Annotated in this window: 12 protein-coding genes; 5 read left to right on the top strand and 7 right to left on the bottom strand. The window is 44.3% G+C overall.

Annotated elements, in window-relative coordinates:
* The 4 genes from Q0230_RS12535 to Q0230_RS12520 all read right to left on the bottom strand — a co-directional run bounded on the left by Q0230_RS12535 (position 1) and on the right by Q0230_RS12520 (position 3971).
* Entirely contained in the window at positions 1-582 is a 582-nt protein-coding gene (locus Q0230_RS12535; RefSeq protein ID WP_298610444.1) for a hypothetical protein, read from the bottom strand.
* Between the two features lie 458 nt (positions 583-1040).
* Complete coding sequence (locus Q0230_RS12530; RefSeq protein ID WP_298610443.1) at positions 1041-1856, bottom strand: ATP-binding cassette domain-containing protein; 816 nt, start codon at positions 1854-1856, stop codon at positions 1041-1043.
* A gap of 2 nt (positions 1857-1858) precedes the next feature.
* Positions 1859-2911: an ABC transporter permease gene (locus Q0230_RS12525; RefSeq protein WP_298610442.1), complete on the bottom strand. Its 1053-nt coding sequence runs from the start codon at positions 2909-2911 to the stop codon at positions 1859-1861.
* A 40-nt stretch (positions 2912-2951) separates the two neighbouring features.
* Positions 2952-3971 carry a sugar ABC transporter substrate-binding protein gene (locus Q0230_RS12520; RefSeq protein ID WP_298610441.1) on the bottom strand — a complete coding sequence of 340 codons (1020 nt, stop codon included), beginning with the start codon at positions 3969-3971 and terminating at the stop codon, positions 2952-2954.
* Between the two features lie 239 nt (positions 3972-4210).
* Between Q0230_RS12520 and Q0230_RS12515 the strand changes: the two genes are divergently transcribed.
* The gene (locus Q0230_RS12515; protein WP_298610440.1) at positions 4211-5461 is read left to right on the top strand and encodes an ROK family transcriptional regulator; all 1251 of its coding nucleotides are present in this window, start codon (positions 4211-4213) and stop codon (positions 5459-5461) included.
* Positions 5462-5523: 62 nt separating this feature from the next.
* Complete coding sequence (locus Q0230_RS12510) at positions 5524-6096, top strand: histidine phosphatase family protein (protein ID WP_298610439.1); 573 nt, start codon at positions 5524-5526, stop codon at positions 6094-6096.
* Position 6097: 1 nt separating this feature from the next.
* Here the strand turns inward: Q0230_RS12510 and opgC are convergent, their stop codons facing one another.
* Positions 6098-7267 carry an OpgC domain-containing protein gene (opgC, locus tag Q0230_RS12505; protein WP_298610438.1) on the bottom strand — a complete coding sequence of 390 codons (1170 nt, stop codon included), beginning with the start codon at positions 7265-7267 and terminating at the stop codon, positions 6098-6100.
* A 191-nt stretch (positions 7268-7458) separates the two neighbouring features.
* Here opgC and Q0230_RS12500 point away from each other — a divergent pair, with 191 nt between their 5' ends.
* The 3 genes from Q0230_RS12500 to mdoH all read left to right on the top strand — a co-directional run bounded on the left by Q0230_RS12500 (position 7459) and on the right by mdoH (position 11542).
* Positions 7459-9006 carry a glucan biosynthesis protein gene (locus tag Q0230_RS12500; protein WP_298610436.1) on the top strand — a complete coding sequence of 516 codons (1548 nt, stop codon included), beginning with the start codon at positions 7459-7461 and terminating at the stop codon, positions 9004-9006.
* A 96-nt stretch (positions 9007-9102) separates the two neighbouring features.
* On the top strand, positions 9103-9507 hold the full coding sequence (locus Q0230_RS12495) for a hypothetical protein (protein WP_298610435.1): 405 nt from the start codon (positions 9103-9105) through the stop codon (positions 9505-9507).
* 10 nt (positions 9508-9517) lie between these two features.
* Entirely contained in the window at positions 9518-11542 is a 2025-nt protein-coding gene (mdoH, locus tag Q0230_RS12490) for a glucans biosynthesis glucosyltransferase MdoH (RefSeq protein ID WP_298610434.1), read from the top strand.
* Here mdoH and Q0230_RS12485 read toward each other — a convergent pair.
* Both Q0230_RS12485 and Q0230_RS12480 read right to left on the bottom strand, forming a co-directional pair.
* Complete coding sequence (locus Q0230_RS12485; protein WP_298610432.1) at positions 11532-13214, bottom strand: PEP-utilizing enzyme; 1683 nt, start codon at positions 13212-13214, stop codon at positions 11532-11534. The two genes, mdoH and Q0230_RS12485, sit on opposite strands and share 11 nt — an antisense overlap.
* Positions 13174-14265 carry a rhodanese-like domain-containing protein gene (locus tag Q0230_RS12480; RefSeq protein WP_298610431.1) on the bottom strand — a complete coding sequence of 364 codons (1092 nt, stop codon included), beginning with the start codon at positions 14263-14265 and terminating at the stop codon, positions 13174-13176. Before Q0230_RS12480 ends, Q0230_RS12485 begins: the two co-directional genes overlap by 41 nt.
* Between the last annotated feature and the right edge of the window lie 30 nt (positions 14266-14295).

Raw genomic sequence — 14295 nt, 5'->3', positions numbered from 1 at the left:
TTAAAGAGCTTCGATTTTTTCTACATCAAACAATTGCTTAGCCATGCCATTTAAGATGCCCGCTACGGCCTTCCGATCTGCCTTCTCATGACGCAGTTGCTCCGCCGTTTCCTGTAACTGTAGAACCAAGTCTTTCCGCCAAGCATCCATTTGTTGATCTAATTTGCTTAGCTCATTGCTCATACGTTCATGGAGTTCAGTCTGTGCAACCGCAGTACGCTTGCTTAAATCATCTAATAAGCGTTCGTTTTGCTCTAAGCGCTGACGGGCTGCCTGCGTTTCGTCACGGCGCGCCTTAGTTTCCTCTCTCAGTAAATCATTACTCAGGCTTAAACTGTGTTGTAAATCATCTAATTTACGTTGAGTATCCTCTGCTAAGGTATTGATAGAGACCCGCACAAAGCGCTCTAAGCTTGCATGTTTACGATCTAGTTCACGGATTTGTTCACCGAATAAAATATTCCGAATCATGTCCAAGTTTTTATCCGGTACTGATTCACGGCGCATCGCATTCATTAGGATTTCGGACGAGTTAACAGACTCAATAGGAGCTTCTGAAGTGACAATATTTGGGGTTTGCATAGTTCTTTTACTCATTAGCTGGAATGACCAGAAAATCGACCAAATGTAATGCTTAGGTTTATCAAGATTGTTTATTATTAATAGTCATTACATTGAAATGAATCGTAACATCTTGCTATTTAATTACGCAGCATTTTCAGATAGATGGGAAGACTGTAGTCTGGTGAGAACTAGACTAAAATGAACATAATGAACTGAAGATTACTGAAAAAAAACTTATAACTTAGCTAAGTTCTACTTAAATTTCGAAAAATAGCGCTCAAAAAATAAACCAATCACTAAAATTAGCACTGCATCAAGAATTTCGATTTATAGCAGTTTGATTTTTAAGTTGATTTTCTGGTGATAGATAACATTGGATGAGAAAGACAGGGATGCAAAACCTTATTTTTGAGAAGCCTCCTACGCTAGGTTTACTAACATAGGAGGAAAACACACATTTGAGAGAGAGAAACTTATTAAACACCTTTCGGTTGAGCATAAGCTCCAGCGGAATGATCATTCGGATCCATCGCACCGGTCATAATGGCAACACCTTCTGACATAGTATGCGTATCCGGCTTAATCACAGCATGGCGCTTACCTAAACGGTGCACATGAATACGATCGGAGACTTCCCAGACATGTGGCATATTATGGCTAATCAGCACCACTGGCATACCACGATCACGTACATCTTTAATCAGATCGAGGACACGCCGTGACTCTTTCACCCCTAAGGCTGCCGTCGGTTCATCCATGATCACGACTTTACTGCCGAAGGCCGCCGCACGTGCCACTGCTACCGCTTGGCGTTGACCACCTGAGAGGGTTTCTACTGGCTGATTAATCGTCTGAATGGTCAGTAATCCTAATTCAGATAATTTCTCCCGTGCGATTCTTTGCATTTCCTTGTGATCGAGCATATGGAACCATTTGCCCAAGAAACCGGACTTTTTTAGTTCCCTACCCAAAAACAAGTTATCTGCAATATTCAGCGAAGGTGAAACCGCTAAGTTTTGGTAAACTGTTTCAATCCCAGCCGAGCGCCCATCCATAGGATTTCTAAAATTAGTCACTTTGCCATCGAGATAAACCTCACCACTGTCGGGTGGGGCAGCCCCCGTTAAGGCTTTAATCAAGGAGGATTTACCCGCACCGTTATCCCCTATCACGGCTAAGACTTCACCCGGATAGAGGTCAAAATCAGAGTGATCTAAAGCAGTCACCCGCCCATAACGCTTGACTAAATTCCGCCCCATCAAAATGGGTTGTAATGCGTTTGCTGCAGCCATGTTTATACCCTCCGAATCCACTGATCAGTGGCTACTGCTAAGATAATTAACAGACCAATTGCAAATTGCTGCCAGAGTACATCCACACCCGCTAAGGCTAAGCCATTTTGAAAAATACCGACCACAAGCGCACCAATCAAGGTTCCAAAGATCGCGCCACGCCCCCCGAATAAACTCGTACCACCAATCACGACTGCAGTAATACTATCAAGGTTCGCCGTTTGCCCCGCTTGTGGGCTAACCGAGCCAACCCGCCCTATCAAGGTCCAAGCAGCGAGAGCACAAATAATCCCCGCCACAATATAGACTGAGAGTAAGACCTTATTCGTATCGATACCTGCTAACTGTGCTGCTTGCGGATCATCCCCTGTCGCATAAACATGTCGCCCCCAAGGGGTATGGTTCAGGGCATACCACATACCAATGAAAAGCAAGATTAAAGTAATGGTTCCCAGCGTGAAGCGCGCTCCCATAATCTCAAAGGAAATTCCCATGAATTGCAGGAGTGAAGCTTGCTCAGCAATATCTTGTGAACGAATAGTTTCACTTTGTGAGTACCATAAGTTAATCGCAAAGAAGATACTCCAAGTACCCAAGGTGGTAATGAAGGGCGGTAAGCGTAGGCGTGTAATCAAGAAACCATTAATGGCTCCACAGAGTGCGCCCACCATAAACCCAAGCCCAATGGCGATGAAGGAAGGCATACCCATTTCAATCGCGGTACGTCCCATCACTACTGAACATAAGACCATAATCGCGCCCACCGACAGGTCAATACCCGCTGTGAGTACCACTAGAGTTTGTGCTACCCCGATAATCCCAATGATCGTTACTTGCTGTAGCACTAGCGATAAGTTGAAAGGAGCGAGAAATTTCTCGCCCACAATCACATAGAAAGCTAGGATCGCTAACAGTAGAACGAACAACGGTGCTGCTGTCGGGTAGTTATGCAGGAAGCGTTGTAAACGCTCCCCTAAACTTAGTTTTTCAACCTCAAATGAGGCAACTGTGCCGCCAGCTTTAGCGGCAACGGCTTCAAAATCATCTGCTGCCATCCCTGACCCTCCTCAGATCATCAATAACGACGCGCTAAGCTTAGCCCCAACACTTTTTCAAGCCTTCTTCCGAAGTAATAGAAGTCGCACCGGCTACTGGTTTATCAGTAATTAATTCAACGCCTGTATTTACGAAATCTAAGCCATCAGTATTTTTAGGCTTAGTACCTGATTTAGCGAACTCAGCAACCGCCTCGACCCCCTTAGACGCCATTAATAAGGGGAATTGCATAGAAGTCGCACCAATTACGCCATCCTTAACGTTTTTCACACCAGGGCAACCGCCATCTACTGACACGATCAAGACCTCTTTTTCTTTACCCACCGCTTTCAGCGCCTCATAAGCACCCGCTGCCGCTGGCTCATTAATGGTGTAAACTACATTCACGCCGGAATCTTTCTGCATCAGGTTTTCCATGGCTTTACGACCACCCTCTTCAGAACCTTGGGTGACATCATTGCCAACAATACGCTTGTCGTCTTCATCACCCATTTTCTTTGCATCTTTCAGATCAATGCCGAAGCCTTTTAAGAAGCCTTGGTCACGCGCAACATCTACCGAAATTTGATTAGCATTCAAATCTAATAGAGCAATTTTCGCGTCTTTCGCTTTGTCACCTAAAGTTGCTGCTGCCCATTGACCAATTAGCTCGCCCGCTTTGAAGTTATCAGTGGCAAAAGTAGCATCGGCTGCATTTGCGGGATCTAAAGGAGTATCTAAAGCGATGACTAAAATACCCGCTTTACGTGCCTTTTCTACAGAAGGAACAATCGCTTTAGAGTCATTGGGGGTAATCAGAATCCCCTTAGCACCGGCTGCGATTAAGTTTTCAATCGCTTGTACTTGTGAGTCATTATCGCCATCTACTTTGCCTGCAAAGCTTTGTAGGGTCATACCCAGTTCTTTAGCTTTAGCTTCAGCACCTTCTTTCATTTTTACGAAGAAAGGATTGGTATTGGTTTTGGTGATCAGGCCGACAACTGCGCCTTCTGCATGGCTAACTGCTGGAACTAACAGGCTTAAAGATAAAGCAACAGCGATAGAAGTTTTCTTGAACATGGTAAGTCTCCTCCAAATGTCATAAATACCGAGTGGTTCATAGGTGGCGGCGTTTTCGTTTCTGCTTGCTACTCACGCTGCTTGATAAAAAGCTTAATCCGCTCTGAAAGCGCTGTCAATAAATAATTCAATTTGATTTATTAATAGATGCAGACTACTCTTAGTACTGCATGCGGCGTTGTACAGCTTATAATCAGCGCTTTTCTAAAAAGTCAGGGATACGGCTAGAGGAGAACTTTGTGAAACTGAAGCAAACCAGTGGAGGCAGCAATTTATCAGGCATTGCACAATACAATGAACGCTTGATCCTGCAACTGATTCGCCGCTCTGGCAGCCTGACCAAAGCAGAAATTTCGCGCCTCACTCAACTCAGTGCACAAACTGCTTCAGTGATTATTAATCGCTTACTGGATGATGAGTTGCTGTATAAACAAGAGCGCCGCTATGAAATTGGTAAAGTCGGCCAGCCTGCCGTACCGATTGCTTTGAACCCTGAAGGTGCCTACTCAATTGGAGTGAAGATTGGACGGCGGGGTCTAGATCTAGTCTTAATCAATTTTACTGGGGTGATTCTGCAACGGATTAATCATAGCTACGATTACCCCGATCCTGAGTTTATTTTCCCAGCGATTGATCATGGGATTAAAGACTTGATTGCCACGCTCAACCCAAGCCAGCATCAACGTTTACTTGGGATTGGCATTGCAGCACCTTATGGTTTAGGTGGTTGGCAGCAAGAAGCGGATATTCCGAATACAATTACTGAGCGTTGGAACAGTCTAGATATTAAAGAAACTGTGCAAGCCCAACAGCCCTACCCAGTTTGGCTAGTCAACGATGCTACCGCTGCTTGTATAGCCTCACTCGAATTTGGTAATCCAGAGCGCTTTAATAATTACTTACATATTTTCGTCGGCACTTTTATTGGTGGCGGCATTATTATGAATCGCACTTTATATTTGGGTAGCTTTAATAATGCGGGTGCCATTGGCTCGATGCCTTTGCCGAGTAGTTATGCACAAAGTGCAACCGTAGGATCTACGGTGCAACTCATTAACTGTGCTTCGCGCTATTTATTAAATAATCGCTTTGAAACTCATCAACTTGACCCGAATTTAGAAGTTGAGCTACTCGCCAATGATGAAGCTGCAAATAGTTCATTGAGCCGCGAAATTTTCCAAACCTGGATGCAAGCGGCAGCAGCAGCAATTGCTTATGCAGTGGTGGCCTCTGCAAGCTTAATCGACTTTGAAGGGGTGATTATTGATGGTTTACTACCCGCCCGTTTAACCAAGCAACTCACCGAGGCTATTCAGGCTGAAATGAAAAAACTTGATATAGAAGGTTTAATTCTACCTAAACTTTCTGCCGGAACTATTGGCAATGATGCACGCGCTTTAGGTGGAGCTTTCTTGCCGTTTTATACTAATTTCGCCCCTGATCGAAGTATTTTAATTAGCAGTGAAGATAATATTTTTCAGGCTTTCTAAAAAATGCTAAAAATCCGTGTTTTTGCTATCCTCAACCGTTTATTTTAATACTAACTTTAACGATGACTATCATTTGGCTGATCCGCCACGCTGAAAGCACTGCAAATGCCGGGGCAGTAACGCATGATCCTAGTTCAAGCCCTCTCACTGATCAAGGCTGGCAACAAGCACGCCTGCTGGCTGAAGAATTTAAATGTGCGCCAGATTTGATAATAAGCTCGCCTTTTTTACGTACTATCCAAACAGCAGCACCTACACGAACTCGTTTTTACCAAGTCCCATATGAAATCTGGCCGATTCAGGAGTTTACCTATTTAGATCCAGCATCTTGTGTAGGCACGACTGTTGCTCAGCGCAAGGCGCGCGTAACTGCTTACTGGCAGCAGCAAGATCCAAGCTATAAAGATGGTAAAGGTGCTGAGTCCTTTAGTCAGATGCTAGCACGAGTTCGAACTATGCTAGAGCGTTTAGCTACTCAACAAGGATTGATAGCGGTCTTTGGGCATGGGCAAATTATGCGCGCTACCCAATTAATCCAAGCGCATCCTGAGTATAGCGATCTCGAAATAATGCAAGCCTTTCATCAAGCCCCCCCTATTCCTAATGCTTGCATTCTTCCACTTGAACTTAACTAGCTCAATGAGCTAGTTGAATAGCAGCAGGCAAAACTGGAACTGAAGGTCTAATGGGTACTTGGCGTTGATGTGCTTGATAACGAACATGAATCCAAGCTGGTAAAGTAAGGCCAGCTAAGAAAATCACCAGCCAAACCCATTTCTGGTGATCAGTCAAAGCCCAGTCACCCCAACGGAAAGGAATATAGCAATATAAAACTACTAAATGGAAAGCGAATACTTGTAAGGAATGTTGCCCTAAAAAGGCTAACCAGCGCCCTAACCAATGGAAAGGTTTGAAAATACCATAGCTTTGATGCCATTTAATCAAACCAGCAATTACATAGACAAAAGCTAAGAAGTTTAATAAGCGCAACCAGCCCATATTATCCCGTGCAATATGCGGATACTCCACTAGCCATTGCCCACCTAGGAAACTGGTAGGTTTTAAATAACCATGTCGCAAACAAAATAATAAAGTAATTAGACCTAAAGCAGCAAAAAACAGTGGCTTATTAAACTCGGTGGTTTCATCTTGATGGCTAAAACGTAGAAAGCCTGCCACCATACCGAGCACAAAAATCAATTGCCAAGCCATATAATCGAAAGCCCCCATCCGTACCATTACTGAGTTAGGTAACTGCTGTAATACCAGATGCCAACCACCTTGATGCGAAAAACCCCAAAGCGTAATACTACCTAAAAGTACTAAAGCGATACCTGCTGCTTTTAAATGCAACATTAAACGCAAAGCTAAGGGGGCGCACAGCATTAGCAGCACATACATAGGGAGAATATCCAGCATGGGTGGCTGATAACTCAGCACAATGCCTGATAACAGTGCACGTAAAGGCTCAACTTGCATTTCAGTTGCAAAACTTTTCCAATCCGCCCCTGAAATCACCGTGAAAACGGTAAAAATAAATACAGCTAATAAAACCGCTAGATGATAAAAATAAATAACGCTGGCACGCTGCCAGACTTTCTGCTCTAAAACTACACCGCCTTTCGTCTGATAGCGGCTATAGACCAAAGCGACTAACATCCCAGATAAAAAGACAAAGCCTTCCGCAGCGCTGACATAACCTGCATATTCATACAAATGTTGGAAAATAGGCTCGCCAAAATGATCCGAAGCCATAATCAGCAGCATAATGCCGCGCAAAATATCTAAAGACAGGTCACGTTTCATAGCTTAAGTTGCAGAGTTATTTCAATAGGAATCAAGGGGCATTTAACCCACTGCGAGTACACTATACCTTTAAATGATGCAGTGCACAAAAGTATCTGTTGTGTAGGATTTACAAGTCATTTACAATCCACACCGCCTAAACTGGGGCTCATAAATTAATCGGTGTTCACCACTTCACGCATCCAACAAAAATGAAAGCTTTTTCAAAATCATGGTTTGTCACTCAAGTCTTTAGCATTTTTAGCTTGCTCTTCGCGGGGTCAGTAGCGGCTGAAGAGGGTTGTTATTCTTTTGTGCAAAAGCTAGCTGAGCAAACTGCACAAAGCCCTTATGTACAAACACCAATGATGCAGGTCGATACGGGGCGGATCACCTATGACCACTATCAGCGTATCCGGTTCCGTGGCGAACAAACCTTTTGGCGCAAAGAAAACTTGCCCTTTCAATTAGAATTTATGCATCCCGGTATGCACTTCATTCGCCCAGTGCAGCTGTATAGTTGGGAAAACGGTCAAGCCACGCCGATTAAATTTTCCAGCAAATACTTTGATTATCGTGAAGTTAAAGACCTTAATCTTGAACAAGATGAAGCACGGATGGGTTTTACTGGTTTCCGTATTTTGTCAAAACTTGGACGCACGGGTGCGAGTGGTGTGATGAATGAAACCTTAGTGTTTCAAGGGGCTAGTTATTTTCGTGGTTTAGGCCAAAATCAAACCTATGGCTTATCGGCACGCGGTTTAGCAATTAATACCTCAATCGAAGGCAAAGAAGAATTTCCGGATTACACGCAATTTTGGCTAGAGAAACCCAGCAAAAATGCGGATAGCCTTGTCTTTTGCGCTTTATTAGACAGCGCCTCTTTAACTGGTGCCAGTCGTTTTGTACTGAAACCTGGTCAATCTACTGAAGTTGAAGTTGCAACTAAAACTTTTCCCCGTGCTACTAGTATAGCTAGCGAGATTGGTGTTGCACCTTTAACTAGCATGTTTTTTCATGGTGAGAACTCCACTCAACACTATGGTGACTATCGCCCAGAAGTTCATGACTCTGATGGCTTGTTGATTCAACAGAACAACCATTGGCTTTGGCAACCTTTGGCTGAAGTGCCCTATTTCACTCTGCAAACTACACCAGTCGCCAAGCTTTCGGGCTTTGGTTTAATTCAGCGTGATCGTGAGTTTGAGCATTATCAGGATTTAGAAGCGCATTATCATCAGCGCCCTAGTGTGTGGGTAGAGCCTCTGAATGATTGGGGGCAAGGAGCCATTCGCTTACTGCGCCTACATACCGACTCAGACATTGTGGATAATATAGTAGCTTACTGGACAGCACCGAATACTAAACAACCGCAAGATTTAAAATACCGTCTCTCTTGGCGCTCAGAAGACCCTCTTGAGCATCAGCTCGGTAAAGTGGTCGCGACCCGTGCGACTAATCGAGCGGTAGATGGTTTACCCGGCCATCAAGGTCGAATTCGCTTTATTCTAGATTTTAATCAACTGCCTAAATTTAAAGGCACACTCAAGGCTATGGTGAGTGTGGATGGACCTGCAGATACCAAACCAGTAGTGATTCAGGAAAATCCCTATATTAAAGGTTGGCGAGTAATTGCACAGATTTACCCAGAAACTTGTGAAAAACCAATTTTTTTTAGCATCCAATTGACGGACGGACGCAACCCTTTGACAGAAACATGGTCATATCCGATTCCGAGGGATTTGTGCACTGCACAGTAAATCCCAAACTAGAGGTGTGGCATGAAAATTGCCCAAATGTAATTACTTAATCATTGTAATCCGGCAACAACAGAACATAAACACGAAGGAAAACAAATGAGTCTCTCGAATAAACTAGCGGTTCCCCAAGCCTCATCTTCGAAAGATCCCTGGGCTTTAGCACGGCGGCGTGCACGTGCCTATTTAGGCTTGCAAGCCTTGCCAGAAACTACTTGTGAGCAAATTATTCAGCACGCCATGCAATATTTACCTGCTAAGCCGCCAAAAGCTGAGGCTGAGCAAATTCAAAGCTTTTTGCAAAGTGCACAGAAGGCAACGCAAATGTTATTAGGTGTTACTTATAGCGAACACTTGGTTAGTAGCGCAAATACCGGCCGCTTCGTGAATTGGACAGCCCGCAAAACCGGCCCGCGAGTGGAGCGTAGCAGTATAAAAGTTGCACCTTTACAGGCGATCTCTTTGCGCTTGAAACCAGTGCAAACTGCAGCCGGCCGGAAGTAGTTAATCCTGCATGGATAAACTGACTCAGCCAGCTTGGCGTAGCGCTGCTACATGGCGGCGCAGTTTCTTTTTTACAGCGATTGTTAGTTTAACCGCTTTAGCCAGTTATTGGTTGGGAGCTAACCTCCCAACTGAACTGCCTTGGTTTTGGCAAGCACTGGTCATCGCCCCTTTTAGCATGCTATTTTTCTGGCTGACTTTAGGCTTTATGACTGCTGTCACTGGCTTATGGGTGATGATCCGTGGTGATCCCTATCGAATTATCCCAGCCCCAGGAGCACCGCTACCTAGTTTAAACGCGAAGCAAACCACTGCGATTCTATTACCCATTTATAATGAAGAAATCGCTTATGTATATGCCGGTTTAAAAAGTATTTACCAATCGCTTGAGCAGACTGGACAGTTAAATTATTTCGAATTTTATATTTTGTCTGACTCAGATGACGCGAGTAATTGGCTACGTGAAGAGTCGGCTTGGTCTGCTCTGTGTCGTGATTTAGGTGCTACAGAGCGTATTCACTATCGTCGCCGTAAACATCGCACTAAAAAGAAAAGCGGCAATGTGATGGATTTTTGCCGGCGTTGGGGCAAACGCCATGAATATATGATTGTCTTAGATGCCGATAGTCTGATGACGGGCGAAGCTTTAGTGCGGATGGTCGATGCGATGGAGCGCAATCCACAAGTGGGACTGATTCAAACACCACTTTATACGATTGGACTGGATACTCTATATGCACGCGGTCAACAGTTCGTGAACCGCTTATATGGCCCAGTCTTCTTTGCAGGTCTGCATTATTGGTGGCTCGGTGATAGTCAGTACTGGGGGCATAATGTCATTTTGCGCACTCGTGCATTTATGGAGCACTGCCATCTGCCTAAACTTAGTGACCGTGGTGTTTTAAGCGGCGAAATCCTAAGCCACGATTTTGTGGAAGCTGCCCTTTTAAATCGAGCAGGTTGGGAAACTTGGCTAGCGCATGATTTAGAAGGCAGTTTTGAACGCCCGCCACCCACTTTAACCGATGCACTAAAACGCGACCGCCGCTGGTGCCAAGGTAATTTACAGCATTGGTTGGTGATCTGGTCGCAAGGTATTTCGCATTTACATCGTTTCCTGCTCTTGGGCGGGATTATGTCTTATGTGGGTTCCTTAATTTGGCTAGCATGGTTGTTGATTTTGACCGCGATTGCTTTGCTTTACCCTGAGCTGACTCTTATTCCGCTTAACCAAGATAATAGTGCTTTATTGGGTCTAACCATTACCTTGCTGTTCTTCTACAAGACTTTTGGTCTGATTCAAGCTTTGCGCAAACGCACTATTCGCTTATTCGGTGGCGTATTTGCTCTAACTCGTTCGGTAGTAGTAGAAACCTTACTCTCCATGCTCACCGCACCGGTACGCATGATGTATTACAGCAAATTCGTGGTTCAAATCTTACGTGGTAAACGCGCTAATTGGGGTACACAACAACGCACGGCTGGAAGTTTAAGTTGGCAGGATGCAGCCCGCGAATACGGCTGGATTACTGCGCTTGGAACAGTTTGGGGTGGTATTTTAGTGATGACTAACCCAATGGCTTTCCTATGGATGTCGCCGGTTTTAGCCGGTTTAGTCTTATCCATCCCCTTAGCAGTTTTAACTAGCGCTCAGACTAGCTTACAAAGCTCTTTATTCCGCACTCCTGATGAAGCGGCACCCGATGCTATTCTGCAAGCTTTTGAGCAAAATTATGTCAAATTACAACAGCATCCGAGCTTATCGACCCGTGACCTATTTATTCGGGTCGTGGTAGACCCACTCGCTTTGCGTCAGCACATGACTTACATTCCGCATCGCTCGAATGTACCAGAATCAACACGCAAACATCGTAAGCAATGGTTAGAGCTGTTACTTAAACGTGGCCCTTCAGCGATTAGCAATCAAGAACGCCTGATTATTCTTGAAGATGCTGGCATGCTCTGTCAATTACATACGGAAGTTTGGCAGCTACCGGAAGAAAAATTCAATCGAATGTGGATGGCTAAGCTTTAAGGATTTGGATGTGTCCCTGATATGCATCCAGTTCGACAATCTGTCCTGAACTCAGCTTGGAAAACTCTGCCGAGCTGACCACCACATAAGGAATGCCATATTCTCGTGCCACAATTGCTGAATGCGCTAAACGACTGCCTTGCAGTACAATAATCCCTTTAAGTTTTGGAATCAGCTGTACCCAGCGATTATCAAAATAAGCACTCACCCAAATACATTGCTCCGGTAAACTAGGCATTTGAGTTGCACTGGAAACTACCTTTAAAACAGCCCCTGTTGTTACTCTAGGACTAGCTAAGGACTGAAACCCTGAAGGGGTATGACTCAGGGCATAATCATAAATTGCTAGATTTACAGCTTGATATTGGCGTACTAAAGCCTGACTAAAATCTTGCTGCTGATACTCCCCCCAATTACAAAACACTAAAGATTTTTTTCCTATTAACTGCTGCTTTAATTTATTTAATTCCAGTAAAAAAATACTACGTAGCTTTAAAGTGAGGGGAGCAGAATTATCCAGACTTAAACTCTCTGCTGAGTTGAGCCATGATAATTCATAAGCATGAATTGGAGGCGCTAATTCGCGCCCCTCACCTGCTTGCAAAATAGTTTGGATAAGCCAAGCGGTAAATAACTTGGAAAGTTGCTGGTAATCAAATTCAGAGTTTACTTCAAAGCTCACTAATAATGCTTCTGCCTTAGTTTTAAACTCAGCACCTCTAAATCCACGCCAAAAACCACCCATTAAAGTAGCTGTATAAAAAAGTTTCTCACGTTTAGGATCAACTAATACCGTACCATCAACTTGATAAGCTAAGAAATCCATTTGAGCAGCTTTAAAACCTAAGCGTTGCAACTCTGGCACAGCATCTTGATAGAGTTGCTTTAGTAAGCTAAAGGATAAAGGTGAAAGCTTGCCTAAGCTTTCTGAAAGTGCAGTAAATTGCCAATTACTCGCGGGGTGTTCTAGGTTTTCAGGTAAAGCTAGCCAAGAACCAATAGCATGGGTCTGGGCACGAACTTGTAGCACCACAATCGTCTGCTCAGTACTGGAATAAGCCCATTCACAATCAAGTGGAAAATCAAAAGCAGCTACTAACTGTTTAGCTAATTTTCGTAAGTGAATCTCTAAAAAACTCAGTTCACTCGGTAAAGCTAAAGGATTAGGTTGTTGGGCCTCTAAACCCATGAGAGCGACTTCTGCCGCCCCTGCAACGACTTGTTGTACTCCTATTGTGGAATACTCGACATACGCATATTCAGAGAAAAAGCTCCAAGGCATGAATAACACACCACCCAGTTCATGCTGAATATACTCCTGCAGCATCAGTAAAGGTGTTTGCTCTAAGCCTAGACTGGTCAATAAGCGCTGATTTTCCGACCAAGCGGTTTGAATCGTCGCCTTCACCTGTTCCCGGCTAACCGCTTCTGAACTCCAAAAATGCCCCGCTAGAGAATGCCCACTACCGTCTTCAGTTTTATTCGCACTGCGCACAATAAACTGCGTCGAATGAGGAAAACCAGCTAGAAAAGCAGCAACTTCAGCAGTTGGCTCAGTGAGTAATAAACTTCGCGGTGTGCGCAAACCGGCTTGAGCTGCTTCGACTAGACGCTGGTATTTAGCCGGTAACTCAGTTGATGAGGCCACGTAAATGCTGCCCTGTTTCATCATAAAGCCCTGCAACTTTGCCGCCTTGTTGCTCAATCAACCAAATCAAATTAAGGGCTTGAAAACAGCCGCCGTACTCTTTGCAGACAATCAAAACAGGTTTGGTTTTAGAGATAGTTAATACGGGCTGCAAATCGGCGGTGGACGCAGTTTCGTAAGGAAGTTGTACCAAATTAGGAATGCTCAGGGTACTAGTACCTGCAGGATCAACCTGAATCTTATAAGCATCCATACTGATTGCTGTTTGTCGAGAAGGTTGAGCGGGTGCTTTGACTTTAAAATCCGCTTGGCCAGTCACAGCTAAACCTTGTTTATTCCATTCGGCTAAGCCACCCTGCAAAAATGCGACATGCTCAAACCCAGCATGCTTTAAAAACTGTGCCCCCATATAACCACGTAAACCTGAATGACAGAGCACAACAATCATCCGCTCTTTAGGTAAGTTTTTCGGCAAAATATCATGTACTAAATCGCCATAGCGAAATACTGCATCATGGCGAATACTGAATTTAGACTGCTCCATCGCCTCACGAATATCTAAGACATAAAGCTCACTGCCACGATTAGCCAGTAACTCTTGTAAAGCTCTGGGGGTAAAAGATTCAATATCTTGATATTGCACCGTAGGTAAATGACTAGCCATCCGTGTTAACTTCGCTTCTTGCTCCATTTCGTGCACAGTTTTTAATTTCCAATCGCGCACCCATTTATCTGTTTCACGCTTAATCACCGTTTCAATCGGCAGTAACTCGCCCTTAACTGGAGTAGCTACACTGCTTGAACTAGCTGCAAATAAAGGGCTAATCGCAAACCAACTCAGGATTAGCAGCACAACCAGCACAGGAATAAATACGGCTTTACGCTTTAGGATTGGTGCATGTTGGATTAAGAATTGACGTGCCGCGATCCAAGCACCTGCTAAAAATACCGAGACCACCCCTATCATTTGCAAAATCGCCTGCCATAAAGAAGCAACCACATCGGGCGGTGGAATCGCAAATGCAGGAGAAGCAAAAACTAACAGGCAAAGGGAGAGCAGAACTTTACGCGGCATGATTTATCCTTATTAACTTGAGCAGCAATA

The sequence above is a fragment of the uncultured Thiothrix sp. genome (assembly GCF_937876535.1).
In the GTDB taxonomy this organism is placed as follows: domain Bacteria; phylum Pseudomonadota; class Gammaproteobacteria; order Thiotrichales; family Thiotrichaceae; genus Thiolinea.
Note: the sequence above shows the minus strand (reverse complement) of the source record. Positions and strands in the feature narration are given on the sequence as shown.

Excerpts from the sequence above, each read along its gene's own strand:
- Q0230_RS12535 (WP_298610444.1), bottom strand. The coding sequence starts at position 582 with ATGCAAACCCCAAATATTGTCACTTCAGAAGCTCCTATTGAGTCTGTT.
- Q0230_RS12530 (WP_298610443.1), bottom strand. The coding sequence starts at position 1,856 with ATGGCTGCAGCAAACGCATTACAACCCATTTTGATGGGGCGGAATTTA.
- Q0230_RS12525 (WP_298610442.1), bottom strand. The coding sequence starts at position 2,911 with ATGGCAGCAGATGATTTTGAAGCCGTTGCCGCTAAAGCTGGCGGCACA.
- Q0230_RS12520 (WP_298610441.1), bottom strand. The coding sequence starts at position 3,971 with ATGTTCAAGAAAACTTCTATCGCTGTTGCTTTATCTTTAAGCCTGTTA.
- Q0230_RS12510 (WP_298610439.1), top strand. The coding sequence starts at position 5,524 with ATGACTATCATTTGGCTGATCCGCCACGCTGAAAGCACTGCAAATGCC.
- opgC (WP_298610438.1), bottom strand. The coding sequence starts at position 7,267 with ATGAAACGTGACCTGTCTTTAGATATTTTGCGCGGCATTATGCTGCTG.
- Q0230_RS12500 (WP_298610436.1), top strand. The coding sequence starts at position 7,459 with ATGAAAGCTTTTTCAAAATCATGGTTTGTCACTCAAGTCTTTAGCATT.
- Q0230_RS12495 (WP_298610435.1), top strand. The coding sequence starts at position 9,103 with ATGAGTCTCTCGAATAAACTAGCGGTTCCCCAAGCCTCATCTTCGAAA.
- mdoH (WP_298610434.1), top strand. The coding sequence starts at position 9,518 with ATGGATAAACTGACTCAGCCAGCTTGGCGTAGCGCTGCTACATGGCGG.
- Q0230_RS12485 (WP_298610432.1), bottom strand. The coding sequence starts at position 13,214 with ATGATGAAACAGGGCAGCATTTACGTGGCCTCATCAACTGAGTTACCG.
- Q0230_RS12480 (WP_298610431.1), bottom strand. The coding sequence starts at position 14,265 with ATGCCGCGTAAAGTTCTGCTCTCCCTTTGCCTGTTAGTTTTTGCTTCT.